At 66.0% G+C, this 23,827-nt stretch carries 27 protein-coding genes; all 27 read left to right on the forward strand.

The genetic code is table 11. The features are described 5' to 3' along the window. The first annotated feature begins 22 nt into the window (after positions 1–22). The 27 genes from JLDANKMP_RS04540 to JLDANKMP_RS22400 all read left to right on the forward strand — a co-directional run bounded on the left by JLDANKMP_RS04540 (position 23) and on the right by JLDANKMP_RS22400 (position 23,401). The gene (locus JLDANKMP_RS04540; RefSeq protein ID WP_005412402.1) at positions 23–613 is read left to right on the forward strand and encodes a hypothetical protein; all 591 of its coding nucleotides are present in this window, start codon (positions 23–25) and stop codon (positions 611–613) included. Continuing rightward, a complete protein-coding gene (locus JLDANKMP_RS04545) occupies positions 601–2,745 on the forward strand; it encodes a hypothetical protein (protein WP_212560617.1) in 2,145 nt (714 codons plus the stop codon). Before JLDANKMP_RS04540 ends, JLDANKMP_RS04545 begins: the two co-directional genes overlap by 13 nt. Continuing rightward, positions 2,742–3,215: a hypothetical protein gene (locus JLDANKMP_RS04550; protein ID WP_212560618.1), complete on the forward strand. Its 474-nt coding sequence runs from the start codon at positions 2,742–2,744 to the stop codon at positions 3,213–3,215. Before JLDANKMP_RS04545 ends, JLDANKMP_RS04550 begins: the two co-directional genes overlap by 4 nt. Positions 3,216–3,247: 32 nt before the next feature. Further along, on the forward strand, positions 3,248–3,646 hold the full coding sequence (locus JLDANKMP_RS04555) for a hypothetical protein (protein WP_049397861.1): 399 nt from the start codon (positions 3,248–3,250) through the stop codon (positions 3,644–3,646). 3 nt (positions 3,647–3,649) lie between these two features. Continuing rightward, positions 3,650–5,824 (forward strand): hypothetical protein, encoded by a 2,175-nt coding sequence (locus tag JLDANKMP_RS04560; protein WP_212560619.1) that lies wholly within the window; start codon positions 3,650–3,652, stop codon positions 5,822–5,824. 69 nt (positions 5,825–5,893) lie between these two features. Continuing rightward, positions 5,894–8,995, forward strand: a complete 3,102-nt coding sequence (locus tag JLDANKMP_RS04565) for a hypothetical protein (protein WP_343237737.1) — start codon at positions 5,894–5,896, stop codon at positions 8,993–8,995. A gap of 39 nt (positions 8,996–9,034) precedes the next feature. After that, positions 9,035–11,572: a phage tail fiber protein gene (locus tag JLDANKMP_RS04570; protein WP_212560621.1), complete on the forward strand. Its 2,538-nt coding sequence runs from the start codon at positions 9,035–9,037 to the stop codon at positions 11,570–11,572. A gap of 25 nt (positions 11,573–11,597) precedes the next feature. Further along, a complete protein-coding gene (locus tag JLDANKMP_RS04575; RefSeq protein ID WP_212560622.1) occupies positions 11,598–14,402 on the forward strand; it encodes a tail fiber domain-containing protein in 2,805 nt (934 codons plus the stop codon). After that, on the forward strand, positions 14,402–14,887 hold the full coding sequence (locus tag JLDANKMP_RS04580) for a hypothetical protein (protein ID WP_126411773.1): 486 nt from the start codon (positions 14,402–14,404) through the stop codon (positions 14,885–14,887). Before JLDANKMP_RS04575 ends, JLDANKMP_RS04580 begins: the two co-directional genes overlap by 1 nt. Before the next feature lie 26 nt (positions 14,888–14,913). Next, on the forward strand, positions 14,914–15,183 hold the full coding sequence (locus JLDANKMP_RS04585; protein ID WP_005412393.1) for a hypothetical protein: 270 nt from the start codon (positions 14,914–14,916) through the stop codon (positions 15,181–15,183). Positions 15,184–15,200: 17 nt separating this feature from the next. Continuing rightward, the gene (locus tag JLDANKMP_RS04590) at positions 15,201–15,425 is read left to right on the forward strand and encodes a hypothetical protein (RefSeq protein WP_005412392.1); all 225 of its coding nucleotides are present in this window, start codon (positions 15,201–15,203) and stop codon (positions 15,423–15,425) included. Positions 15,426–15,433: 8 nt separating this feature from the next. Then, positions 15,434–17,098, forward strand: a complete 1,665-nt coding sequence (gene terL, locus JLDANKMP_RS04595; protein ID WP_249336783.1) for a phage terminase large subunit — start codon at positions 15,434–15,436, stop codon at positions 17,096–17,098. Between the two features lie 8 nt (positions 17,099–17,106). Beyond that, on the forward strand, positions 17,107–17,298 hold the full coding sequence (locus JLDANKMP_RS04600) for an LPXTG cell wall anchor domain-containing protein (RefSeq protein ID WP_049434054.1): 192 nt from the start codon (positions 17,107–17,109) through the stop codon (positions 17,296–17,298). Positions 17,299–17,330: 32 nt separating this feature from the next. After that, a complete protein-coding gene (locus tag JLDANKMP_RS04605) occupies positions 17,331–17,741 on the forward strand; it encodes a lysozyme (protein ID WP_249336784.1) in 411 nt (136 codons plus the stop codon). Beyond that, the gene (locus tag JLDANKMP_RS04610) at positions 17,738–18,046 is read left to right on the forward strand and encodes a hypothetical protein (protein WP_111174102.1); all 309 of its coding nucleotides are present in this window, start codon (positions 17,738–17,740) and stop codon (positions 18,044–18,046) included. Before JLDANKMP_RS04605 ends, JLDANKMP_RS04610 begins: the two co-directional genes overlap by 4 nt. Then, positions 18,043–18,495: a hypothetical protein gene (locus JLDANKMP_RS04615; protein WP_212560624.1), complete on the forward strand. Its 453-nt coding sequence runs from the start codon at positions 18,043–18,045 to the stop codon at positions 18,493–18,495. Before JLDANKMP_RS04610 ends, JLDANKMP_RS04615 begins: the two co-directional genes overlap by 4 nt. Positions 18,496–19,954: 1,459 nt before the next feature. Further along, positions 19,955–20,116 carry a hypothetical protein gene (locus JLDANKMP_RS04620; protein ID WP_155029018.1) on the forward strand — a complete coding sequence of 54 codons (162 nt, stop codon included), beginning with the start codon at positions 19,955–19,957 and terminating at the stop codon, positions 20,114–20,116. Positions 20,117–20,184: 68 nt separating this feature from the next. After that, complete coding sequence (locus tag JLDANKMP_RS04625; protein WP_004154558.1) at positions 20,185–20,355, forward strand: hypothetical protein; 171 nt, start codon at positions 20,185–20,187, stop codon at positions 20,353–20,355. A 64-nt stretch (positions 20,356–20,419) separates the two neighbouring features. Beyond that, positions 20,420–20,743: a hypothetical protein gene (locus JLDANKMP_RS04630; protein ID WP_005412384.1), complete on the forward strand. Its 324-nt coding sequence runs from the start codon at positions 20,420–20,422 to the stop codon at positions 20,741–20,743. Further along, entirely contained in the window at positions 20,743–21,183 is a 441-nt protein-coding gene (locus JLDANKMP_RS04635) for a hypothetical protein (protein WP_212560625.1), read from the forward strand. Before JLDANKMP_RS04630 ends, JLDANKMP_RS04635 begins: the two co-directional genes overlap by 1 nt. Continuing rightward, a complete protein-coding gene (locus tag JLDANKMP_RS04640) occupies positions 21,180–21,362 on the forward strand; it encodes a hypothetical protein (RefSeq protein WP_212560626.1) in 183 nt (60 codons plus the stop codon). Before JLDANKMP_RS04635 ends, JLDANKMP_RS04640 begins: the two co-directional genes overlap by 4 nt. Beyond that, positions 21,359–21,619, forward strand: a complete 261-nt coding sequence (locus JLDANKMP_RS04645; protein ID WP_212560627.1) for a hypothetical protein — start codon at positions 21,359–21,361, stop codon at positions 21,617–21,619. The genes JLDANKMP_RS04640 and JLDANKMP_RS04645 overlap by 4 nt, the downstream gene beginning before the upstream one ends. 64 nt (positions 21,620–21,683) lie before the next feature. Next, positions 21,684–22,151 (forward strand): hypothetical protein, encoded by a 468-nt coding sequence (locus tag JLDANKMP_RS04650; RefSeq protein ID WP_212560628.1) that lies wholly within the window; start codon positions 21,684–21,686, stop codon positions 22,149–22,151. Positions 22,152–22,161: 10 nt separating this feature from the next. Further along, a complete protein-coding gene (locus tag JLDANKMP_RS04655) occupies positions 22,162–22,665 on the forward strand; it encodes a hypothetical protein (RefSeq protein WP_212560629.1) in 504 nt (167 codons plus the stop codon). A 135-nt stretch (positions 22,666–22,800) separates the two neighbouring features. Then, positions 22,801–22,989, forward strand: coding sequence for a hypothetical protein (locus JLDANKMP_RS04660; RefSeq protein ID WP_212560630.1), 189 nt, complete (start codon positions 22,801–22,803; stop codon positions 22,987–22,989). Beyond that, the gene (locus JLDANKMP_RS04665) at positions 22,986–23,123 is read left to right on the forward strand and encodes a hypothetical protein (protein WP_212560631.1); all 138 of its coding nucleotides are present in this window, start codon (positions 22,986–22,988) and stop codon (positions 23,121–23,123) included. The genes JLDANKMP_RS04660 and JLDANKMP_RS04665 overlap by 4 nt, the downstream gene beginning before the upstream one ends. A 149-nt stretch (positions 23,124–23,272) precedes the next feature. Continuing rightward, positions 23,273–23,401: a hypothetical protein gene (locus JLDANKMP_RS22400; protein WP_283246287.1), complete on the forward strand. Its 129-nt coding sequence runs from the start codon at positions 23,273–23,275 to the stop codon at positions 23,399–23,401. Positions 23,402–23,827 lie beyond the last annotated feature (426 nt).

The following is a 23,827-nucleotide window of genomic DNA, read 5'->3' on the forward strand; positions in this document are numbered from 1 at the left end:
CCCGTTTTTTTGCCCCGAATCCATGAACCTCGAACTCACTCCGACCACGGAACTCGAAGCTGTCAATGTGCTGCTCGGTGCTATCGGCGAAGCGCCGATCAGCGACCTCGAAGCGCTCGGCAACCTGTACGCCTCGCAGGCGCGCGACACCCTCCGCGCGGTGAGCCGCGAGGTCCAAACCGCTGGCTGGTGGTTCAACACCAGCGAGTCGTTCACCTTCACGCTCAACGCGGAAGGCAAGGTGCTGCCGCCGCAGTCGATCCTCAAGCTCGTCCCCGCACGCGGAAGCGAGCCGCTGGTGATCCGAGGCACGCGCCTCATCAACCCGCTCACCCTCGCCGACACGTTCTCGTCGGCACCCACCGCCGACTTCGTGACCTGGTTCCTCGCCTACGAGGAGCTGCCCGAGTCGGCCCGCCGCTACATCGCCGTGCGCGCTGCGCGTCTGTTCCAGACGAGCGTGCTGGGTAGCGACCAGCTCTACGTGTTCACTGAGAAGCACGAGGAGGAGGCATACCTCATCTTCGCGCAGGAGCACGCCGACTTCACCTACGCCCGCGGCCACAACTTCCTCAGTGGCTCGACGGACGTGTCTGATATTTGGGACCGCTGATGCCGCTAATCACGGGGGACTATCCCTCGTTCCTGGGAGGCGAGTCGCAGCAGGACGATACCGTCCGCTCGCCGAACCAGCTCACGAAGGCGATCAACGCCTGGCTGCATGCCGCAATGGGCGCTGGCAAGCGCCCGCCCGCCGAGTTCGTTGCTGGCCTTGGCGTAACCCTCGATCACGACTGCGCCTTCCACTCCATCGTCCGCGATGAGAACGAGCGCTACATCGTCGCCGTGGGTCACCGCAGCATCCGCGTGTTCGACCACGAGACCGGCAAGGAATACACCGTCAACGCCACGGGCGACGCGCTCAACTACCTGGACACCCAGGGACAGCGTGCGTGGTCGTGCTTCGCGCTGGCGACGTTCTCCGACACCACCTTCATCGTCAACCGGCTGGTAGACGTGAAGCAGAGCGATGAGCTGTCGCCCGGTTCGCTGTACGGATCGGCGCAAACGATGTCCGACCTGCCGAAGCCCGGTGACAAAGGCTCGGCCGTTGTGCCGACCGGCGCGGTCTACAACATCATCGGCTCGTCCGAATCGCAGTTCGACGACTACTACGTCCAGAAGCAGTCCTCCTCGGTCTACCTGGAGGTCGCCCGGCCAGGCATCAAGCACCGCTTCGATGCCAAGACGATGCCGCACATCCTCAAGCGCATCCCTGATCCGGTGCATGCGGACGGCTTTTGGTTCTCCTTCGGTGGACCTGAGTGGACCGCGCGCCTCGCGGGTGACGAGCAAAGCAACCCGTTCCCGTCCATCGACGGTCAGCGCATCCGCGAGGTGTTCAAGCACCGGGACCGCCTGGGCTTCCTGGCCGGGGAGAACGTGCTGATGTCCGAGGTCTCCGATCCGTTCAACCTCTGGCGCACTTCGGTGACCCAGGTGCTCGACGCCGACCCCATCGACGTGAGCGTCAGCGGGTCGAACGGCGTCACCACGCTCTACCACGCAGTCCCGTTCCAGTCGGCCCTGTTCCTTGCCGCTGCAGGCGGCCAGTTCCTCCTGACCGCCGAGCCGTACCTGGCCGCCAAGAACGTCAAGAGCGATCCGGTCAACAGCTACAGCAGCTCGCCGTACATCCGGCCGAAGCTGATGGGCGAGTCGCTGTACTTCACCGAGGACAGCGGCGCATACGCCAGCGTGCGCGAATACTTCATCGACGACCTGTCGGTGACCGGCGACGCCGCCGACGTGACCGCGCATGTGCCCAAGCTGATGCCGGGCCGCATGCGAGCGATGGCGAGCGCAAGTGGTGCCGACTGCGTGTTCTTCGCTCCTGACGAGCCGACCGACGCGCAGCTCTACGTCTACTTCGTCCGCTGGATTGGCGACGAGAAGCAGCAGTCCGCATGGACGCGCTGGTCAATCTCCGGCGTCGGCCGCATCGTCCACATGCACGCCATCAACGACGTGCTGTACGCCGTCGCGGAAGCTCCGGGCGGCGGCTGCGAGCTGCTCAAGTTCCGTATGGTGCTCAACCAGCACGACGCGGATGCCACGGGCGACTACAACTTCCTGCTCGACCGCATGCTGGTGGTGCAGCCCACCTATCAGCAGTTCGGCAACGAGACCTGGATCGACCTGCCCTACATCGTGCCCGATGGCATGACGGTCACCGTCCTCAAGACGGACGACTGGCAAGACCCCGGCGCGTACCTCGACATCACCAAGGCGCGCTGGGACAACGCCCGCACCCGCCTCGCGCTCCCCGGTAACCACACCGAGGGCCGCGTGGTCGTCGGCATGGACTACGAGCACCGCCTCACGCTGACCAAGCCCATCGTTCGCGGCGGGCAGAACCAGGCCGTGCTGGTGGGCCGCACGCAGGTGCGTGACATCGAGGTCGCCTACAAGGACGGCGCTTACTTCGAGCTGGAGGTCGAGCAACACGGCAACGGCCGAGTCGAGACCTACGTGGCGTCGCACTCCGGTGCGTACACCGCGCGCGTCCTCAACGACTCGGTGTTCCGCACCAGCGCCCCGACGTTCCACTCCGGCTCTCGCCGGTTCCCCGTGCTGGGCGACGCCAACAGCGTCCGCATGCACCTCGTCAACCGCCTGCCGTTCCAGTGCTGGTTCCAGTCAGCACAGTGGCGCGGCATGTTCGTCTCCCGCAGCCGAGTATGACCCTGACCTATCGAAGCCCCACCGCCAGCGACATCCTCCACGTCGCCGAGAACATGCGGCAGGAGGACATCCTGGAGGTGGCGGCTTCGCATGGTCACACCCCGCTCCAAGCGCTCGCATACGCAGTCACCGCGAGCGACCGCAGTTTCGCCGCGATGCACGACGGTTCTCCCGTGTGCATCTTCGGCTTCACCCAGCACGCCGAGGGTATCGCCTCGGTTTGGCTGCTGGGCACCGACGCCCTGGTGGCTCCCCCGTTCCGCCGCACGTTCCTCCGAGAAGCTCGGCGGATCAGCGACGAGTGGGCGGCCACCTTCGGCACCATCTTCAACTTCGTCGATGTCCACGCCGTCACCACGCGGCGATGGCTCGGCTGGCTTGGCTTCCGCGAGAGCGGCGTCGAGTCCGCCTACGGCTTCGCCAAGACACCCTTCGTCCGAGTAACCAAGACCCCATGTGCAACCCCGTAGCAGTCCAGGTCGGTATCGCCGCAGTCAGCGCGATGGCGACCATGTACGGCCAGAATCAGAACAACAAGGCCATCGAGGAAGCCGCGGAGCGTCAGCAGGAGCAGATCAACGACCAGGCCGCCGAGCGCACCCAACAGCGCATGGAGGAGGCCCGCGCACTGCGATCCGCGATGCGCGCCTCCGCAGCAGAAGCGGCAGTGTCCGGCAACTCGGTCGAGCTGCTGGCGAACGACATCATGGCCCAGGCTGGCCGTGACGTGGCCCTCATCGAGAAGAACCGCAGGAACGGAGTCGTCGAAAGCGGCTCCGAAGCACGCGCTCGTATCCGCACCGGCAATGCCGAGGCGCTGGGTGGCGTGATGCAGTCAGGCGCGAACGCCTACAGCAACATCCAAACCTACAAGCGCTATTCCATTCCCGGAGACGAGTAACCCGTGGCTCGCACGAAACCCCAAGAGATCATCCGCCGCGCGCAGGTGCCGCAGCGTCTCGCCGAGCGCCCCGTCCTGGCGGTGCAGGCTGACCAGGCGTCCTCCGCTGGTGCCGGTGCCCTCTCTCGCACCGCAGCGGCGGTGCTGACGCGCGTCTCGGATTCCGTCAACTCGCAGATGATCTCCAACAGCCGCGAGCAATACAGCGCCGCGGCGACCCAACGTATGCAGGAGGACGCCGAGGGTACGCCCCGGCAGGCCGAGGACTTCGTTGCCCAGCAGTCGGAGTCATGGCGTCGCGGCTACCTCAAGGCTGACGGCATCATCCGCGTCCGCGACTGGCAGATCGAAGCGGCCAAGGAGATCGCCAAGGCCGAACCCGGCACCGACATCGAGCCGCTCATCAAGGAGCGCATGGCGGCGCTGACGCAGAACCCCGAGTTCCAAGACCCGCAGGTCCGCAAGGCCCTGATGCCGGTCGCCATGCGCGCCGCGCAGCAGGTCCGCCAGCAGTGGCAGGCCGACTCGATGCGGGAAATGCTGATCCGGCAGAAGGAGTCGCTAACCGCGATCATCCGCGACGGCATCAAGGGCGGCACGTTCCTCACCTCCGAGGGCATGAACGGCCTGTACGCGATGCTGGACCAGGAGGAGTACGCCTACCTCAACAAGCGCGACGTGGACGAACTCTACGTAGAAGCCGCCAAGGAGGAGCTGGCTGCGGGCAACCGCGATCCTCAGTCGATCCTGGCGTTCCTGGAGAAGGACCGCGGCGACGGCCAGCCCGGCTTGATGAACACCGAGCACGGCGACGAGCTGCGCGCGGCGGCTGCCGCTGGTGCCCGCGTAATCGCACACCGCGAGGACGAGGCACGCAAGCAGGCGATGGCCGAGGCGGAGTGGACGCTCCAGGGCCTCGCGGATCGCGGCCAGCTCACCCACAAGACCATCGACACCTGGGCCAGCAAGTTCGGCCTGAGCGGCGGCGACCTCCAGTCCTTCAAGCGCTACTGGAACAACCAGCAGGAGCAGACGCTTCGACGCTGGGAGCAGGAAGCGAAGGAGCGCGCCCGAGAGCAGCGCATCCGCAAGCTGGTAGCCGGAGGCAATCCCTACGAGATCAGCGACGCCGACCTCAAGAAGCAGGCAGGTAAGGAGTGGGAGGAAACCCCGCAGGCCGCACGCGGCCAGGTGCTCCAGAAGTGGGCACGGCAGGGCATCGTCATCCCCCAGCTCGAACGCATCCTCAAGCGCGCTGACCCGGCGTTCCAGGAGAACTTCCAGAACGCCGCGACGCTGTACGAACAGCTCCGCAAGGTCTCGCCCAAGTACGCCGATACGGTCGCTGGCGGCGAGGCTGCCGCAATGCTGGACCAGTACCTCTACGACACCCGGCGCAGCGGTCAGTCTCACCAGGAGGCCGCTCGCGTCCTGACGCAACCGAAGCGCGAAGTCGAGGAGGCCCGCTCGGTCATCAACGACACTTGGAAGTCCGGCATCAAGGACTACCTGGAGATCGACGGCAAGCCGCGTGACCCGCGTGAGCTGCATCGCATCCGCCAGGAAGCTGAGCGCATCGCCTCGCGCGGTGGCGTGTCCGGCGAAGCTGCCATCCGTGCAGCGGTCGGTCAGATCGACGCCCAGCGCACGACCGTCAACGGCCGCCGCGTGCCGAACATCGGCATGCCGCAGGGTGCCGAGCCAGCGGTAGACGAGCTGATCCAGACGGTCGCGCGCAAGCTCGGCCGCGACCCGGATGAGCTGTCGGCCCTACCGAATCCCCGCAATCCGGGGCAGTGGCAGATCGTCGGCCCCGACAACTGGCTGATCCCTGACCCTGACACCGGCCGCGCCATCGGTTTCGACCCGCGTGCCATCGCAGCACAGCACCAGCGCTGGAAGGGAGACCTTGCGGAATCCCAGGCGCGTCGTCGGGTCGAGCAGCGCACCACCTGGGCGGACCAGTCCCGGAACATCCGCGACCTGCGCTCGCAGTCGGCGACCACGGAAGTCCCCGCGGCCATCGCCAAGCGCGACGCCAGCGCAGCCGAGGCTCCCGCCTTCGACCTGCCCAAGTTCGACCTCACCAAGCCGCTGGTCCCCAACGCGGGCACCAAGCAAACCACCACCACCCCGGCAGTCCCCGAGGACTTCCTGGAGTACCTGACGAGGAAGTAAGACCGCATGTTTGAATCCCTACCCGGCGCAGACGAGAACATCGTCAAGCCGGCAACACAGCAGCCCATCGTGCAAGCCGTGCGCGAGCGCAAGGAGCAGCGAGAGGCCGCGCAGCGCCGGAAGGATCAGACGACCGTATGGGACGGATGGGGCGCTGCCCAGGCAAAGGGCGGCATCGGCTTCATCGACCGCTTCATCACCGAGCTGGGCTACGAGCCGCAGCAGGGCTATCGCATTCCCGCAGACGCGCGCAAGCGCTGGGAGTCGATGGGCCTGCGCCCGGAGCAGTGGGAGCTGTTCGGCCGGGCCACGTCCGACGAGCACCTCTCCTATCTGGAATCCGTGGCCTTTATGAATCAGATGGCGGACGACGACCTGGCGCAGTTCGGCCTGGGCGGACAGATCGCCCTCGGCTTCACCGACCCGGTGGCAACCGGCCTCGATCTCGCCACGGGCGGCCTGGGGTACGCAGCCAAGGCCGGACGCCTCGCCAACGCGGTGCGCTCCGGTCTACAGGCAGCGGGCACCTCCGCGCTGATGTCGGCCGCAACCTCCACCTACGACCCCGAGCAGACGCTCGCGGATGGCGTGCAGAGCGCCGCCCTGTCGTTCGCGTTCGGTGGTGCCCTCGGCGCTCGCCGGGGTGCCCTGTTCGATGGCGACGTGAAGCCTGACGTGGTGAAGCGGCTGGCCGGTGACGACTCGCTGTCCGCCGCCCGCGTGGCAGGTACCGCCGCCAACGACCCCACGCCAGGCGTCCTCCCGCTGCGCAACGAGAGCGCATTCGAGCAGGAGTTCACCGACAAGGCGCTGGTCAACGCGCACATCACGCCCCACTTCGCCACCGTCCGCCGCGACCTTGCTGCCCGCATGGGTAGCGCCAAGTCGCCGCTGGTGCGCGAGGCGGGCCGTCTGCTGTTCCGCGATGGCGTCGGCTACACCGATCGCTCCGTCGCTGTCCAGGAGTCCACCAGCGAGTTCGCCAAGCGCCACCTGGCCGTCATGGAGACGGAATGGCGGAGCGGAGTGAACGCCGCGTGGGACGCCTACAAGCAGCGGACGGGCACGCACTGGTGGAACTTCTCCGAGCGCGCCAAGTTCAACGAGGAGGTCGGCCGCGCCGTGCGCGGTGCGCCTGACGTGTCACCGGAAGCAGCCAAAGCTGCCGGAAGCGTCGCCAAGGCGATGCGGGATGCGCTCAAGCTCGCGCAGGACAGCAACCTCGACGGCTTCGCCAACGTGACGAAGAACGGCAACTACCTGCCGCGCTACTGGAGCGGCAAGGGCTTCAAGCGCCTGTTCGGCGAAATGCAGCTCCACCAGGACGACGTGATCGACCAGCTCATCAAGCCCGCCATGCGTCGCGCATGGGAGGCCGCCGCCGACGAAGGCGACGAGATCGACGACGAGCTGCTCGGTGCGGTTGCGCGCTCCTACCTCAAGCGCGCTCAGGCGAACTTCGAGGGCGACGGGATGGACCTGCTGGTCCGTCCGCTGGACAGCGATTCGGTCGAGGAGATCGGCAACATGCTGACCGAGGCGGGCGTCTCGCCCGTGCGGTCGCAAGAGCTGCTGTCCAAGCTGGAGCGCAAGACCTACGAGTCGGGCAAGCTCGACCGCGCAAAGAAGCGCATCGACCTCGACGAGACCTACTCCACCACCATCCGCAACGAGGCTGGCGAGGACGTTCAGGTCTCGATGGCCGACCTGTTCGACAACGACGTGGACTCGGTGATGACCCGCTACATGCGCGAGATCACCGGCTGGTCGGCGCTGTCGTCGAAGGCTGGCATCAAGAACCGCGCGCAGCTCGACCGCTTCGTGTCGAAGCTCAAGAGCGACGCTCGCAAGTCCGGCGACGACGTGAAGGACATCGAGCGCCTGATCGACATCGGCCTCAAGTCCACCTTCGGCCGCAGCACCGAACTCGATCCCGCCAGCCGTGGCGCACGCTACGCGCGGTTCCTGCGCAACTGGAACTTCGCCCGCGTGATGAACCAGGTCGGCTTCTCGCTGTTCGCCGAGCTTGGCCCGACCATCGCGCATGCCGGTCTCCGCAACTTCTGGAACTCCGTGGGTGCCGCGCGCGACTTCCTGGTGCGCGGCGCTGACGGCAAGCTGTCCTCGCAGGAGGCGCGCGTGATGGAGCGGCTGTTCGCACCCGGCACCGACTGGCTGCGCAACCCACCGTTCCTGCGCCTGGACGAGGACGCGCTCGTGCCGCAGACGTTCAACGTCAAGCACGGCGAGAAGATCGACAACGCGATGAACATGGCGACGCACGTCACCTCGGTCGCGTCCGGCATGGCCCCGATCAACACGATGCTCCAACGCATCGCCGGTCGTGCCACGCTGCTGCGGCTGCTGGACATGGCGAACGCCAAGAAGCTGTCGGACGCCGAAGTGGCCCGCCTGCGCACCTGGGGCCTCGACGAGAAGGCCCAGGCCGACGTGTTCGGCTACCTCAAAGGCAAGCGGCAGATCGAGCAGATCGACCCGGACAAGCTGCCGTTCCAGACGCGCGAGCGCATGGCGGCCTTCCTGTTCCGCGTGACGCGACACCAGGTTCTCGAAGGTGACGCCTCGGACAGCATCGAGCTGATGCACTCCACCACCGGCCGCATCGTCACGCAGTTCCGCAGCTTCATGGTCAACAGCTACACCCGCCATTTCCTGAACTCGGTCCACCACTACGACGACTGGCGCACCTACGCGATGGTCGTGCTGTCCACCTCGGCAGCAGGGATGGGCTGGGCGGCTCGCACGTACATCAACACCGCTGGCAATCCCGAGCAGCGGAAGAAGCAACTGACCCAGGCGAACTTCTACAAGAACGCTGTCGCGCAATCGAGCTGGTCAAACGTGATCCCCGCGGTCACCGACGCCGTGTGGGCGGACGCCTTGGGCAACGATCCGGTGTTCGCCAACAACCGCTCGACCGGCCTGGAGAACGGCGTGATGGGCATCCCGTCCATCGACCTGTTCAACAAGGTCTACGGCAGCACGCGGATGATCGGTTCGGCCATCCGCGACGACGAGGAGATCACCGAGAAGCAGATGCGCGACTTCTGGAAGATTTGGTGGTTCAACAACATGACGGGCGTCCGCAACATCGCGGATCAAGCCCTACAGCAGTTCCCCGACCGCAAGGACGGGACTGATCGACCGTAACCAGGAGGCCCTTCGGGGCCTCCACCTTTTTGAGGACGCATGATCGAACTATCGCGCGGCCTTTCCTTCGTGCTCTACACCTACGAGGGAGGCCCTACGCGGTTCACCGTGCCGTTCCCGTACATCGCCCGCGAGCACATCCGGGCGTTCGTCGGTGAACCGGACGCGGCCCGCGCTGTCTCCGTGTCGTGGGTGGACGCCAGCACCATCGAGATTCCGTCGCAGGATGGCGTGCTCGACGCACCCTACACTGTGACCATCCGGCGATTCACGCCGATTGACGCCCTCCTGGTCAACTACAAGGAAGGCGCAAACCTCCCGGCGCGCGACTTGTCCAAGTCGTTCCGCCAATTGCTGTACGCACACCAGGAACTCGCCGAGTTCGGTGGCGGCAGCGGCCTCCCCGGTGGCGGCCCCGGTAACCCCGGTGGCAACCCGGACCTCAATGCAATCATCGAGCAGCTCCTCCGCTCGCCAGCACTGCAAGACCTGCTGACCCGCATCGACCTCATCGACGTGAACGCCGAGGCGATCCTGGAGGAGATCATGCGCTCGCACGAGTTCTTCGACGTGCAGCGCGACTACGGCGACAAGATCAGCACGGCCACTCATGAGATCGGGCTGCTGACCGAAGGCAACAAGGTCATCGCGCAGCAGATCATCGACCTGTTCGCGCGGGTGGATCGCGGTGAGCAAAGCAACCAGGCCCGCTTCCTGGAGGTCAACCGTGCCATCGCCGACGAGCACTCTGCGCGCGTCGAGGCGATCACTGAGCTGCAAGGCCAGGTGGTAGAGAACGGCAAGACGATCTCCGCTGCGCTCAACCAGCGCATCGACGAGGTGGAGAGCACCACCGAAGCGGCGCGTGCGGCCACCGAGCAGCGCCTCGGCGCAGAGATCGAGGACAGCGCGGCGCAGGTCCGCACCGCGGTCATGGCCGAGGTTGACGCAACCAAGGCCCGCGTGTCCGACGTTGAGACGGCTGTGGTTCGCCACGGCGAGAACATCGCGGGCCTGGCCGAGACCACGGAAGCCCTGACGGACGCCGAGGGTGCCAACACGGCATTCCGGCAGCAGATGGCGGCGAGCTACGGCGCGAACGTGCCGCAGGGGATCGCCAACGAGATCGACGGCCAGGTGTCAGCGGTTTCGGCTGCCTTCGAGCAGCGCATCGATACCGAAGCGTCCGCACGCGAAGCCCTGGCTTCCCAGGTATCCACGCTGGAGACCAGCACCGCGCCGACGATCTTCTCGGACGCGCAGCCCTCCCCGCCCGCTGGCGGCTTCAAGGTTCCGACCTTTTGGGTCAAGACCGGGCAGACCGGGGCGTACCTGACGCAGATTTGGGATGGCACCGGCTGGCGCAAGGCCGACCTGGATGTCACCTCTCCGACCGGCGCGCTGGTGCAGCAGCTCAACACCACCAAGATCACTGCCGAGCAGGCACAGGCCATCGCGGCCACGCAGGTGCAGGCGTTCAAGGACGGCGACTTCGCCGCCATCCGGCAGGAGTTCAACGTGGTCGCCGGGCAGCACTCCGGCATGTACGGGCAGTGGCAGGCCAGCTACTCGGTCAAGATCAACGCGGGCACCATCAACGGCGTCCCCGTGGTCGCCGGTATCGCCCTCTCCGCCAACCCTCAGACCGGCAGCGACTTCATCGTCACCGCAGATCGCTTCGCCTTCGTCCACCCGCAGTACACCTCGGGCGGCACCCTGGCGAGCATCAAGTATCCGTTCGTGATCGGTACGGTCGGCGGCCAGTCCACCGTGGGTATCCAAGGTGCGCTGGTGGTGGACGGGACGATCACTGCGGACAAGATCAGGGTGAACTCCCTGGCCGCGCTCACGGCGAACGCGGGCACGATCAACGGCGGCACGTTCAAGACCCACACCCTCGACGGCAACGGCAACATCGTCAACGCCGCCGAGTTCCGCGTGGAAATGTCCAACATCGGCGACTGGCCCCTGTGGGTCGGCTCCGGTGCGAAGAACGCCAACAACGCGGTGTTCTACGTGGACCGCAACGGCGGCGCGTTCTTCCGTGGCCGTGTCAATGCGCCCAACATCGTCGGACAGTTCCAGTCGGCGACCGGCGTGTGGTGGACCGGGGCAACGAGCCTCTGCTACCAGGCAGGCAACAACTTCATCCCGCTCGGCGATTGGGTGGCGATCCATGAGTTCTGGCTCGGCGCTCCTGTGCTGGCTGGTGAGGGTCACACGCCCTCCGTGTCGGTGACCGTCACAGCGAACACGCGCGTCTACGGGCTGCACGTCATCCTGGAAGAGCTGCGCGACTCCGTGTGGGTCGTCATCGCCTCGCACGAGCCGCCGATGTACCGCGCGTTGATTCAGCAGATGGGTGGCGACGGCAACACCTTCACCGCGTCCAACTTCTTCACCTACGAGCAGTCGGTGACGCTCTCCGCGTCCGGCGCGTGGACAGGTGGTGCCCGCGCATTCCGCGTGCGTTGCCGCGCGTCCAGCCCGCCTCCGCAGGTCCACGGCTACGACGCCCCGGCCTACCCGAACTACCTCATCACGTCGATTGGCGGCTTCGCCTTCGGCATCCGATAACCCTCAGAGAGAACCCAACCACCGCATGAGCACTACCCCCGGCTACGTCTCCAACGCCGAGCTGGCCTCGCGCCTCTCGACGCTGGTAGACCGCTGGAACCGGCGCGAGAATCAGATGATCGCGCTGCTGACTCAGGAGGAAGGCACCGTCGTCGTGACGGACGGCCTGGGCAACAACCACACCCTCCCCTCGTTCCCGCAGCTCCAGAAGGACGTGGCCGGGCTGACCGACGAGCTGACCGGATCGGTCGTGCAGGTGCGCGACCTGGTGTCCGTGGCAACCGGCATGGCGAACGCCGCGCAGGCGTCCGCAGATGACGCCTCTGGCTTCGCCGACGCTGCCGAAGCATCCGCCGTGCGCGCTGCGGAATCCGCCGCGAGCATCGACGACGACGTGCAGGCCACCGCCGACGCGGCGACCTTCGCTGCTGCCAAGGCGGCTGAGGCTGCCGACAGCGCCACCGAGGCGGCAAGCTCCGCAGTGGAGGCCGCCGCTTCGGCAAGCGCCTCGGCCACCTCGGCGCTGGCTTCGGCTGGCTCCGCAGGCCAGGCGGGCACGTCGGCCACCGCAGCGGGTCAGGCGCGTTCCGACGCGCAGGCAGCGGCGACTGCTGCGGCCACGTCACGGGATCAGGCGCAGACCATCCTGGGCTATGCGACCGACGCGGCCGACCGCGCGGAAGCTGACGCCACCGCTGCCGCAGCATCGGCTGCCGCAGCCGCCGACAGCGCGACCGCCGCAGCGACCTCGGTCACCCAGGCTTCCACCCAGGCCAACCGGGCGGAAGCCCAGGCGTCCGCCGCGGCGACCAAGGCTGGCGAGGCTGCTGGCTCGGCGACCACCGCGGCCGGTCATGCCTCCGCTGCGTCCGGCTCGGCGTCGGCCGCCTCGACCTCGGCGCAGACCGCGTCGTCGGCCAAGGCCGCTGCCGAGGCTGCCCGCGACAAGGCTGGCCTGTACGCGAACGCGCCACAGGGCACCGAGGTATCGCCGGGCGAGTTCTCGGCGAAGCATTGGGCCGCCCAGGCGCAGGCTGCCGTCACCGGCTCGCTGGTCTACATGGGATCGTGGGATGCCGGCACTGGTGCGTTCCCGGCCAACCCGGTGAAGGGCCACTTCTACAAGGTGGTCGGCGAAGGCACTGTGGGCGACGTCCACTGGCGCGTCGGCGACCAGGCGCTCTACGGCGCTACCTGGGAGAAGATCGACAACACCGATCAGGTAACCAGCGTCGCCGGGAAGCAGGGCGACGTGACCCTCGTGGCTGGCGACATCGGCGGGCTGGGCGCGCTGGCGACCCGCAACGACGTGGACTTCAACACCCACGTCACCGGCAAGCCGACGACCTACCCGCCGAGCACGCACACGCACACCAAGGCGCAGGTCGGCCTCGACAAGGTGGACAACACCGCCGACCTCGACAAGCCGATCAGCACCGCGACGCAGACGGCGCTCGACGGCAAGGCGGCGGCGTCGCACACGCACGCCATCGCCAACGTGACCGGCCTCCAGTCCGCGCTCGACGGTAAAGCGGCGGCATCCCACTCTCATACCATCGCAAACGTCACCGGCCTGCAATCGGCTCTCGATGGTAAGTCGGCTGTGGGACACACGCACAACTCCACCGACATCGCCAATGTAGTCAACGTGACCGACGATCAGCCTGTCGGCGGCGTCAAGACGTTCACCTCCGGGCAGATTCGCGCCCAGGGGTTCGGCGGCAATGATACGTCCGGCGTCATGTACCTGGGCGCGCTCGACCGCTACGTCTACGTTCCCCCGGCCGCAAACTCGCTGGAGTTCCGATTCGGCGATGGCACGGCAGGCGTCGCTACTCTCAACGCCAGCGGCGCCATCTGGACCTCGGCGAACTTCAACCCGGCAGGAAAGGCCGACGCCGGTCACACGCACACCATCGCAAACGTCAGCGGCCTCCAGTCCGCACTGGACGGCAAGGCGAGCCTGGGCGGCGCAACCTTCACCGGGCAGGTCACTCTGGCCTACGCCGCGCCGCTGCGGTTGACCGGCATGGGTGCAGCGGGAACCGCGTACATCCACGGAACGAACGGCGCTGGCGACGACGTTTGCTCGATCACCCGCGTGAACACGAACAGCTGGTACAACCTGTACTGGAACGGCGCTGCGAATATCGCGGGCCGCCTGACGGCTGGCGATCAGATTTACCTCAACGCGGGCTGGTTCCGCTCCCAGCAATCCGGCACCGGCTGGTACTCCGAGCCGCATGGCGGAGGCTGGTTCATGCAGGACAACACGTACATCCGCAGCTACGGCAGTAAGCGCGTGTTGATCTCGGCGGGCGGCGGCTCAGAAGGCGACCTCCGTCTGGAAAGCTACGCCCCGACCATCGCCTGCTACGACACCGATCAGGGCACGATGCACTGGCTCCACTGCAACGACAACAATCACGGCTTCCTCGCCAGCAACGCCTTCTCGTGGTGCGCCTACCGCGACGCAAGCAACAATTGGGTCGCCACGGGCAACATCGTTGCCTATGCGTCCGATGCGCGTCTCAAGAAGAACATCGTGGATGCCTCGGCATCCAAGGTGGCTGACTTCTTCGACCGCTTCCGCGTGCGAGAGTTCGATTGGGACGACGAGGCAATCGCCGAGCTGAATCCCACCTTCCACCCGAGCGCGGATCACGAGGTCGGCGGTATCGCGCAGGAGGCCGAGGAGGTCTACTCGCTGATGGTTGCCACGCACGCGAACGGCATCAAGACGATCCAGTGGGAGAAGGCTGTTCCCTTCCTGATCGCTGAGGTGCAGGCACTGCGCAAGCGGGTTGCCGACCTTGGGGGAGGTGCCTAATGGCCCTCCCCGGCTCCGGCCCGATCTCCTGGGAAATGATCCGCGCCGAGTTCGGCGGCGGCTACCCGATCTACGCGGACCAGTATTACCGAGGACGTGGATTGGTGCCCGACGTTCCGGCCAACTACGGCGTCCCCACGAGCGGCCCGATCTACGCCTCGCAGTTCTACAACGCGGTCAAGGCGACGCCGTTCCAAGCATCGCTGTCGCCGAGCTACCTGATGGGTAACTGGCCTCAGTCCACCAACGGCACGGTCAGCGAGTCGTTCAGCGTCTATTGCTCGGGCGGCACCGGCAACTACTCTGTGGTCTCCCGCTCCGTCACAGGCGGCGCGTCGATCTCCGGCAGCGGCCTCGGCGGCACTGTGACCGCCTCGGGGCGGAACACCTCCCGCATGGGGCAGTTCACTGTCGTCGTCACCGATGGTGTCACGCAGATCACCCTGACCGGCAACTACGAGTACAGCTTCGGTCGTCCGCTCTAACGCATCCACCACCTACAAGAGACCTAATGCACGATGAAGTGAAGCTGGTCGGCGCTCTCGCGGGCGTCGGCCTCATCGTGGGCATCGCAAAGATGCTCACGTCGAACGACCCGATCACCTGGAAGCAGGCGCTCGGCCGCGCAATCCTCTCTGGCGCTACCGGCCTTGCCGCTGGTGCCATCGTCATTTTCATCCCCGGCGTCTCCTTCGTCGCCCAGGTCGCGCTCGCGTGCATTCTGGCGTCGCTCGGCACGTCTGCGCTGGAGACCGTACTGAACCGCGTCGTCAACAAGTGACCGCCCCGAAGGATGCCTTGGAGCGACTGCACGCCGCAGTCGCGGACAAGCTCGCCGACACCATCGACTCGATGGAGTCGGACGCGAAGGGCCTGGCCTCGATCCTCAACGTGGCCCGGCAGTTTCTCAAGGACAACGGCATCGACGTTGCAGCCACCCCGCCCGGCTCACCGCTGGGCAAGCTGGCCGACAAGGTGTCCGAGTTCCCGTTCGATCCCGCTGAGGATGGGCGGCTGAACTGATGGAGGGCATGACGAGCCTCCACGTTCGTCACCCTTTCGAGGACTTCCGCAACTTCGCCTGGTACGTCTGGAAGGAGCTGGGGCTACCAAGCCCCACTCCGATCCAGTACGACATCTGCGAGTTCCTGAAAACCGGCCCGCGCCGTCGCGTCATCATGGCGTATCGCGGCGTCGGCAAGTCCTGGGTGACGGCCGCCTACGTCTGCTGGCTCCTCTGGAAAGACCCCCAGCACAAGATCATGGTGGTCTCGGCATCGAAGGAACGCGCCGATGCGTTCTCGGTGTTCGTCAAGCGCCTGATCGAAACCCTGCCTGAGCTGCAACACCTGCGCCCGCGTCCCGACCAGCGCAACTCGAACCTGGCGTTCGATGTCGGCCCCGCGCAGCCCGATCAGTCGCCCTCGGTGAAGTCGGTCGGTATCAACGGCCAGCTCACCGGCTCCCGCGCCGACACCATCATCGCGGACGACATCGAAGTCCCGAAGAACTCCATGACCGTCGTGCAGCGCGAGAAGCTCGCCGAGCTGGTCAAGGAGTTCGACGCGGTGCTCAAGCCGGGCGGCGAGATCATCTACCTCGGCACTCCGCAGACCGAGGAGTCGCTCTACAACAAGCTGCCCGAGCGCGGCTACGTCATCCGCATCTGGCCTGCGCGCTACCCGAAGGACACCAAGCACCGCCAGGTGTACGGCGACCGTCTCGCGCCGATGATCGCCGATGCGTTCGACGCGAACCCCAAGCTCGCCTGGAAGAACTGCGAGAGCGTCCGCTTCTCCGATGAGGACTTGATGGAGCGCGAGGCGTCCTACGGACGCTCCGGCTTCATGCTCCAGTTCATGCTCGATGCGTCGCTGTCCGACGCCGAGAAGTACCCGCTCAAGCTGTCCGACCTGATCGTGATGGACGTGGACCGCGAGGTCGCCCCGATCCGCGTGGTCTACAGCAGCGGCCCGGAGTACATCGTCAGCGACATCCCGTCCGTGGGCTTCACCGGCGACCGCCTGTACCGGCCCATGTACCTCGCCTCGGAAATGGAGGAGTTCACCGGCAAGGTGCTCGCCATCGACCCCTCGGGCCGAGGCGGCGACGAAACAGGCTACGCGGTCGTCGGCATGCTTCGCGGCATGCTCTACGCGCGCCGTGCTGGTGCGACCAAGGGCGGCTACGACGACGACACGCTGGAGACCCTGGCGCACATCGCGCGCGCCGAGAAGGTCTCCGCAGTCCTCATCGAGGCCAACTTCGGTGACGGCATGTTCGCCAAGATGCTCTCCGGCGTCCTGGCGCGCGTGTACCCGTGCTCCATCGAGGAGGTGAAGCACTACGGCACCTCGAAGGAGAACCGAATCATCGACGTGCTGGAGCCGGTGCTGAACCAGCATCGCCTGGTGGTCGATGCCTCGATCATCCGCGCCGATCAGAAGTCCGAACAGAAGTACCAACTGTTCTACCAGCTCACGCGCATCACGCGCGACCGCGGCGCACTGCGCCACGACGACCGCCTCGAAGCGCTGGCGATGGCCGTGAAGTATTGGGCCGACCAGCTCTCCCGAGACGTGTCCAAGGAGGAGCAGCGCTACCTGGAGGAGCTGCTCGACCGCGAGTACGCCTCCTTCATCCAGTCCGTGACCGGCCGCACGCCGTCACCCGACAACTACCTCGACATCCTGTAGGAGACCCAATGTCCAACACGCTCGCTGCGTGGCTGATGGCGCTCGCCGCCGCTGCCCTGCTGTACCTGTTCCTGCGCCGCAAGAACGACGACGACAACGACGGCCCGAGCGCACCCGCGCCGGTAACGCCGTGCGACTGCAACCACGCTCCGTGCTGCCACACCCAGGGCGGCCAGTCGAACCCCTACGCCCCGGTGTGAGCCAGGCTGTCCAGCTCGCGCGCCCTCTGACGATGAAGTCGGAGGGTCTGCGCCTGGTGGCCTACCTGTGCCCCGCAGACAAGTGGACCATCGGCTACGGCCACACCGGCAGCGACGTGAGGCCCGGCCTCCGCATCACCGAGGAACGCGCTGTGGAGCTGCTGGAGGCTGACCTCTCCAAGGCCGCTACGGTCGTCCGTCGATACGTGCGCGTGCCCCTCAGCGCGCCGCAGGAAGCCGCTCTGATCGACTTCGTGTTCAACCTTGGCGAGGGCAACTTCGCCAGCTCCACCCTGCTCCGCATGCTCAACGCGGGCGACTACGCGGCGGTGCCCGCACAGCTCCGCCGATGGACCAAGGGTCGCGTCAAGGGCGTGCTGACGGACCTGCCCGGCCTCATCGACCGCCGCGAGGCGGAAGCCAAACTCTGGAACTCCAAGTGACCATCAAGACCATCTACAACCGCGCCAGCGAGCGCCTGGTGCGCGCCTACGAGCGCGCCAAGGGGTACGTAGCGCTGCGCATTGCCCTCGCCTCGCAGTGGCTCCTGGAGAGCCTGCGCGAGACCTCCCGTCGCACCTACACCGGCTGGCTGTTCGTCGCGGTGTTCCTGGCGCTGCCCTACGTCGTCCTCGGCGGCCTGTGGGAGCACCTGCGGAATGCCGCGGAGCGCCTGTGGGATGACGTGAGCGACATCGAGTGGGCTGCGTTCACCCCGAGCTACTGGCGAGAGCACATCAAGCAGTGACCACGCTGGCCTTTGACGGCCGGCTCGTTGCTATCGACTCGCAGGTCACCGCTGGTGATCTGCGGTACGAGGAGGAGAAGTTCTACCGCACCACCGACACCACCGGGCGCGACCTGGTGGTGTTCGGCGCGGGCACCACTTCCCACATCCAGCGAGCCGTGCGCGAGCTGTCGGAGGGATTCGACGAACTGACCAAGGGCGAGTACACGATCCTCGTGGTCGGCCTGCGGGACAACCCGGTGGCCTTCTATCACGACGGTCTCCCTCTCGACCTCCGGCGCGACTTCCTCGTCGCCGGTAGTGGTGGTGCGATTGCCCTGGCCGCCATGAAGGCAGGCCACAACGCGACCGAAGCAGTCCTCATGGCCTGCTCGACGGACCTCTACAGCGGTGCTCCGGTGCAGACCTACGACACCAAGCGGCGGTCCTTCCTCAAGCTGAGGACGTGAAACCAGGAAGGGGACGGCGGTGGGAGACCACCCTGTCCCTGCCCCCTTGACAAGCGTGGTATCATAGTAAGACCTAAGTATTACTATAGTGGGACTGTAGAGTTCTATTCATTGGTATTAACCACCAAGTAGAACTACAGTCCTCCTATGCACTCCTGGGGTGTTCCTCTGTCCTCCTTGGGTGCCACTGCGGCGGAACTCCCATGCACCGACTTCTCCTGATCCTGCTCATCGCGGGCGTCACGCCCATCAACCCGCTCCTGGCGATCCTCGCGTACAACCGAGGGATGACCTGGGCCGTGCCCGTGTGCGTCCTATGGGGACTTGGGTCGCTCGCCTGGTTCGCTGTCGTGGCGACGCGGAAGCGCTCCGGTGTGACTGAGGCTCCCTCCTCGCGCGACTGAGGGGGTCGAAAGGTTTGCGGCAAATTTCCGAAGGGGTATCCAACTACTTGGAACCGCGCGATCACCCCCCGTAGGGGGTCGCCCCCTGTAGCGCAAAGGCACGATGCGCCCCCTTCGCGTCACCTGCGGCGTCACCGCCTCGGCTAACCTGCTGATTCCAAAGGTGAACCACCGGATTAGGTATCCAGTGCCTAGGTAATCCCGTGCGATACCTGGGCAACCTGCGGACATCCGCGCTCAAACGTTCGCGCCTCTGTCTGTCCCTATCTGTCTTTTTGCCCTGACCGCCACGCGCCCACCTCGGCACCACCTCGGCACACCTGCCGACCACCTCGGCGCACCCTGCCCCGGCCTATGCCCACCTGCCGCCCACCACGGCCAGCCAATGCGCCACCACGGCCCACGCAAGGCCCGCCACGGGCATCCCTACCGCCCCGCCTATAGAAGCTCCCCACGCGCGCGCTAGGCGCTCCCTGCGACCATCCAACATCGTTGCCATCGGGGTATTGACAGCCATGCGGGGATTGATCTAATCTATACCCGTCGCCAGCAACACGGCGGCAGCGGAAAAGGCGGCGACAGACGTGCGACCGATGGATCGACAGCACCTAGAGCTTATCCCGCCAGCACTGAGGACTAGCCCCAAAGGCCCCTGAGCGCACCGCAGGTAACGTCCGGCTCAACCATCCCCCTACGGGGAGTGATTGACAAACCGGGAGCAAACGGGCATAATGCCCACCATCGAACAACGGTCGCAGGGTGCGGTCGGGACAGTAGGAAAGGGGCAGGCAGGAGCGCCGCCCACGGCAGAACGCGGGGAGCTGGGAACACTAGCCGCGCCGGGAAGTGTAAGGGCCGATGAAGGCCGCCACGGATACCGGGTCACCGCCAGAAACAGCGGGGCCATCTGTACGGGATTCCTAGGCGAGCTGGAGGCGCTCCCGGAAGCTGGCGACGGTCAGATTCCATGCCTTACAAGCATGAGTCTGACCGCCAAAGCGTCCCTACCGTTGTGATGGGGCGTTTTGGTGGTCCGATTCACTGGAGAGCAACCCATGACGATGATCCCGTTTGATATGACCGCCCGCGACTACTACGTGGCCGGTTGCATCCGCCGCGGCATCCGCGAGCACCGCGCCCGACTCAACGAGCGGGAGCGCCAGGCGAACAAGAACCGCACCCAAGTTGCGCCTTGTCCATCCCCCGTTGTCATCTGATCCCCTTTCGTCAACCCGGTTTTCCACACCCCGCCGACGTGTGACGGCGGGTCTTTTTTGGAGCTACCATGAGCACCAATGGACCACTGGAGGACTTGCAAGTGCGCAAGCTCACCGCTGAGATTCGCAAGATCAACCGCGAGAGCGACAAGCTGATGATGGAGACCCGGTGGTATCCGCTGGTGGTCGCCACGGCCTTTGTGGCTGGCATCGTCACGCTGACCAAGTTGTTCCTCTAACCGCGCCCTACCCCAATCCCCCGAAGCCGCCGCAAGGCGGCTTTTTTGTTGCCCGGAGAAAGCCATGAACCTCGACAACTACGCCCCCGAGAGCGCGAAGCGCATAGCCGTGGCGCTGGTGGATGCCGCCCTCGCCGCTGGTTACTCGCTCGGCGTCTACGACGGCGAAGAAACCACGGTGCGGCACAGCCGCGACCGGCAAGAAGTATTGGAGGCCCTCGCCTCTACCGACCACGATCACCTGCGGTTCTACCGCCCGGACGCAACAAAGGCGGGGTTTGTGCTCCTGATTTGGGAGAACGGGGACGACGCCGCGAGCGACTGGAGCGACAACGACGAGACCAACGCGCTGGTGATGCCGGTGCTGCGCGGGCTGGGGGTGCTGTGATGGAACTGCGCACCTACGGAACCCGCAACGTGTTCCTGGCACAGCCGGGGCGCTATCACGAACAACTGGCGGCGACCGCGATGACGCCGCAGCAAGCCGAGGAGTTCGCCACCGTGGTCAACCGCGCAATCAGGGATACCGACTTCGACCCCATCGACCTCGCACAGTTGGCGAGCGGGTGGACGTGGCCCGAGCCGATGAACACCGCGCCGCTGGGCATTGAGGACTCCGAATTTCTTGTCGAGGTGGCGCGCATGCTGCACCGCCTCTGGCAGGAGGTCGGCGAGCAGTGGAGCGGCGTTTGGGCCTACGACATCGCCGACCCGCTGGGCGGGTGGCTGTCGAGGAACGGCATCAACCACGAGACCACCGATGGCGTGGCCCGCGCCGAACAGCAGGCCCGCGCATGGATCGCCGAGGGCATGGGAGCCGCGCGATGAGCTACCGCGAGGAGGACATCGTGTTCGAGGCCGAAAAGGCATGGGTGCTGCGCAAGGGACCGAACCATTTTGAGGTCTACAAAATCGGCCTCACCCACTCGACACGCCACGGCATTTTTCACAACATCCCCGGCGCGCTGGATCGCGCCATCGAGCACGCAAAGGGCCTGTCGCAATGAGCAACGACAACGAGCTGGCTGTACCTGCCGGTGACAAGCTGGTCACCCTGGGCGACCGATCGGTCTCCTACGGTCCCCGCCAAGAGTTCGATGGAAGCGTCGAGCCTTGCGCACCGATGGCCACGCAGTTTTGGGGCGTCTACCGCTGGGCCGGTAAGGACCGATGGTGGTGGATTGCCGACGTGGCCGACGAGGACACCGCCCGCGCAGTGGCCGCCGCCTACCTGCTGAACGTCAAGCCCGATTGGGCGCACTGACCGACAACCACCGCTGATCCCGAGGCCCGCCTAGTGCGGGCCTTCGCATTTCTGGAGCACTTACATGGCACGCAAGCCTGCCGCACTGCTGACCCGCGAGGAACTGATGGCGATGCTGACCGCTTTCGTCAATCAGCGCCCCGGCTTCGACCCGTGCAACTACGGCGACGCATCGAGCTACCGCAGCGACCAGCGCACCGCCCAGCGGCAGCGCAGCGACGCACTGGAAATGCTGGCCGCGATTGGCTGGCGCGAGTCGATCACCGCGCACGACATCCGCAAGGCGCTGCAAACCTCGGGGCGGCTGCAACTGCGCGACGACGGCCGCCTGGACTACTGCACCGGCCAGTATTGGCCGACCGAGTTCCGCGCGGGCGTCTGCCGCGTGCTCTCGCAACTGCTGTGGGACTACTGGCGCGAGAACTCGCCCGCCGAGCTGCGCGAGCGGCACGACGGGAGCTGGGGCAATCACATCCGCGCAACCGCGCGCCGCGAGCTGGGCCGCGGTGTGGCGCAGCGCTGGTTCCGCTGAGGAGACGAGCATGTATACCTTCGAGCTGCACCGACTGACCTTCAAAGTGGAGCATCACCCGGACTTCGACGCCGCTGCTCCCTGGGACCAATGCGACCTGCTGGGCAGCGTGGATGACGGCAACCGCAGCAAGCGTCCTGGCGAGATCGTCATCAACCACGACAGGAGCGGCTGGCGTCGCTTCTACGACTTCGCCGGAGCGGTCGCTAAGGCGCGAGCAGAAGGGTTGCCGGGCGAGCGCGCAGCGGAAGCGGCAAGGCGCGAGTGCGATTGGCTGCGCGGCTGGTGTCGGGACGAGTGGAACTACATCGGGGTCACGGTGACGCTGCTGGACGCCGAGGGCAACCCAACCGACTACAGCGATTCCTGCTGGGGCGTGGAGGACAACGGCGACCATGCCAACGTCATCGCTAATGACCTGGCCCTGACCATCGGCGCTCGCGTCAATTGGGACGACGTGATCGAGGTGCCCGCGCGCACCATCGTCCTGCGCGCTCCGAAGGTGGCCGCATGAGCGCCCCCTGCGAGACCCCCGACTTCCCGTGCAGCGACGCTTTCACCTGCTGCGACTGCGGCGGCCACGGTTGTGGCTGCCGCTACTGCTGGTCCTGCAACGCCTGCCCGGCGTGCATGCCCGAGGACTGACCACATGACCACCGAAATCACCGTGACGCCGAGCTGGCGTGAGGTTCTGATGCCCCTGCTGGCCGTAGTCCAGCACGGCACCGCCGAAGGTCGCCACCTCGCCATCAAGGAACTGGAACGCATGGCGACTGCGGCCGACAGGTGGAGCGACTACTGCCGCGTGCGGCCCTTGGAACCGAGGGCTGTGCGATGAGGGCCGGTCTCCTGTTCCGCTGGGGCAGCGCGTGGATTGGCGCGCACTGGTCGCCCTACAACCGCCGCTGGTGCATCAACGTCCTGCCGTGCGTGACCTTGTGGGTCGCGCTGTCGGGAGGGCGCGCACCGTGATCCGCCTCCGCGCTCCTAAGCGCCCCCAAGCCATCCGGGTGGCCCGGCCGTTGTCCCCGGCCGATGCCGCCGAGTTCCACCGCCTGATGCGTCAGGCCAACTACTACCTCGCCCGTCGCGGCGCTTGATCCACGCCAAAGGAAACCATCATGAAAATCATCATCGTCAACCTGGCCTTCCGCGCACACCAGATCGGCCCGTTCCTCGTCATCCGCGAGGAGGTTGAAGTCCTGGCCGCGCACGCCCACGAGCTGCCCGACGAGAGCGCGGAATCATGAACAATTCAATGTCGGACGTGGGATCAATCTCAGTTCTGGTACGTGATTTCTATGGCCGACCGCTGGTCCTCGGCCGCAGCACGCTAGACGGTGGGTGGTCGCTGTCCGCCACCCCCGCCACCTAACGACAGGAGCAGTCTCAGCCTATGAGAGACTGGAGAAAGAGAATGACATCCGCCGCGGTGCGAGCCGGGCAAGCGATGTTCTATGTCGCGGTGATTGGGGCACTCGTGACGATTGGGGTAATGCTTGTTCTGCCCGCTTTAAGTAGTTGATTAATGGAATATTTTGTGGAGCGCAGCCGGGGACATGGCGGCGTCATAGCGGAGCCGTTGCCGGGGGACAGGACAGCCCTCGTGGGCGGAAGAAGTGCCTGGACCTGTACGTGAACGCATTCGGATATGAAATCGACCTCGACCTGTGCCC

The organism is Stenotrophomonas sp. PE591 (assembly GCF_018320795.1).
Lineage (GTDB): Bacteria > Pseudomonadota > Gammaproteobacteria > Xanthomonadales > Xanthomonadaceae > Stenotrophomonas > Stenotrophomonas maltophilia.

Coding starts and splice junctions, on each gene's coding strand:
- JLDANKMP_RS04540 (WP_005412402.1), top strand. CDS start 23: ATGAACCTCGAACTCACTCCGACCACGGAACTCGAAGCTGTCAATGTG.
- JLDANKMP_RS04550 (WP_212560618.1), top strand. CDS start 2,742: ATGACCCTGACCTATCGAAGCCCCACCGCCAGCGACATCCTCCACGTC.
- JLDANKMP_RS04555 (WP_049397861.1), top strand. CDS start 3,248: ATGGCGACCATGTACGGCCAGAATCAGAACAACAAGGCCATCGAGGAA.
- JLDANKMP_RS04570 (WP_212560621.1), top strand. CDS start 9,035: ATGATCGAACTATCGCGCGGCCTTTCCTTCGTGCTCTACACCTACGAG.
- JLDANKMP_RS04575 (WP_212560622.1), top strand. CDS start 11,598: ATGAGCACTACCCCCGGCTACGTCTCCAACGCCGAGCTGGCCTCGCGC.
- JLDANKMP_RS04580 (WP_126411773.1), top strand. CDS start 14,402: ATGGCCCTCCCCGGCTCCGGCCCGATCTCCTGGGAAATGATCCGCGCC.
- JLDANKMP_RS04585 (WP_005412393.1), top strand. CDS start 14,914: ATGCACGATGAAGTGAAGCTGGTCGGCGCTCTCGCGGGCGTCGGCCTC.
- terL (WP_249336783.1), top strand. CDS start 15,434: ATGACGAGCCTCCACGTTCGTCACCCTTTCGAGGACTTCCGCAACTTC.
- JLDANKMP_RS04600 (WP_049434054.1), top strand. CDS start 17,107: ATGTCCAACACGCTCGCTGCGTGGCTGATGGCGCTCGCCGCCGCTGCC.
- JLDANKMP_RS04605 (WP_249336784.1), top strand. CDS start 17,331: ATGAAGTCGGAGGGTCTGCGCCTGGTGGCCTACCTGTGCCCCGCAGAC.
- JLDANKMP_RS04620 (WP_155029018.1), top strand. CDS start 19,955: ATGACGATGATCCCGTTTGATATGACCGCCCGCGACTACTACGTGGCC.
- JLDANKMP_RS04625 (WP_004154558.1), top strand. CDS start 20,185: ATGAGCACCAATGGACCACTGGAGGACTTGCAAGTGCGCAAGCTCACC.
- JLDANKMP_RS04630 (WP_005412384.1), top strand. CDS start 20,420: ATGAACCTCGACAACTACGCCCCCGAGAGCGCGAAGCGCATAGCCGTG.
- JLDANKMP_RS04635 (WP_212560625.1), top strand. CDS start 20,743: ATGGAACTGCGCACCTACGGAACCCGCAACGTGTTCCTGGCACAGCCG.
- JLDANKMP_RS04640 (WP_212560626.1), top strand. CDS start 21,180: ATGAGCTACCGCGAGGAGGACATCGTGTTCGAGGCCGAAAAGGCATGG.
- JLDANKMP_RS04645 (WP_212560627.1), top strand. CDS start 21,359: ATGAGCAACGACAACGAGCTGGCTGTACCTGCCGGTGACAAGCTGGTC.
- JLDANKMP_RS04650 (WP_212560628.1), top strand. CDS start 21,684: ATGGCACGCAAGCCTGCCGCACTGCTGACCCGCGAGGAACTGATGGCG.
- JLDANKMP_RS04655 (WP_212560629.1), top strand. CDS start 22,162: ATGTATACCTTCGAGCTGCACCGACTGACCTTCAAAGTGGAGCATCAC.
- JLDANKMP_RS04660 (WP_212560630.1), top strand. CDS start 22,801: ATGACCACCGAAATCACCGTGACGCCGAGCTGGCGTGAGGTTCTGATG.
- JLDANKMP_RS04665 (WP_212560631.1), top strand. CDS start 22,986: ATGAGGGCCGGTCTCCTGTTCCGCTGGGGCAGCGCGTGGATTGGCGCG.
- JLDANKMP_RS22400 (WP_283246287.1), top strand. CDS start 23,273: ATGAAAATCATCATCGTCAACCTGGCCTTCCGCGCACACCAGATCGGC.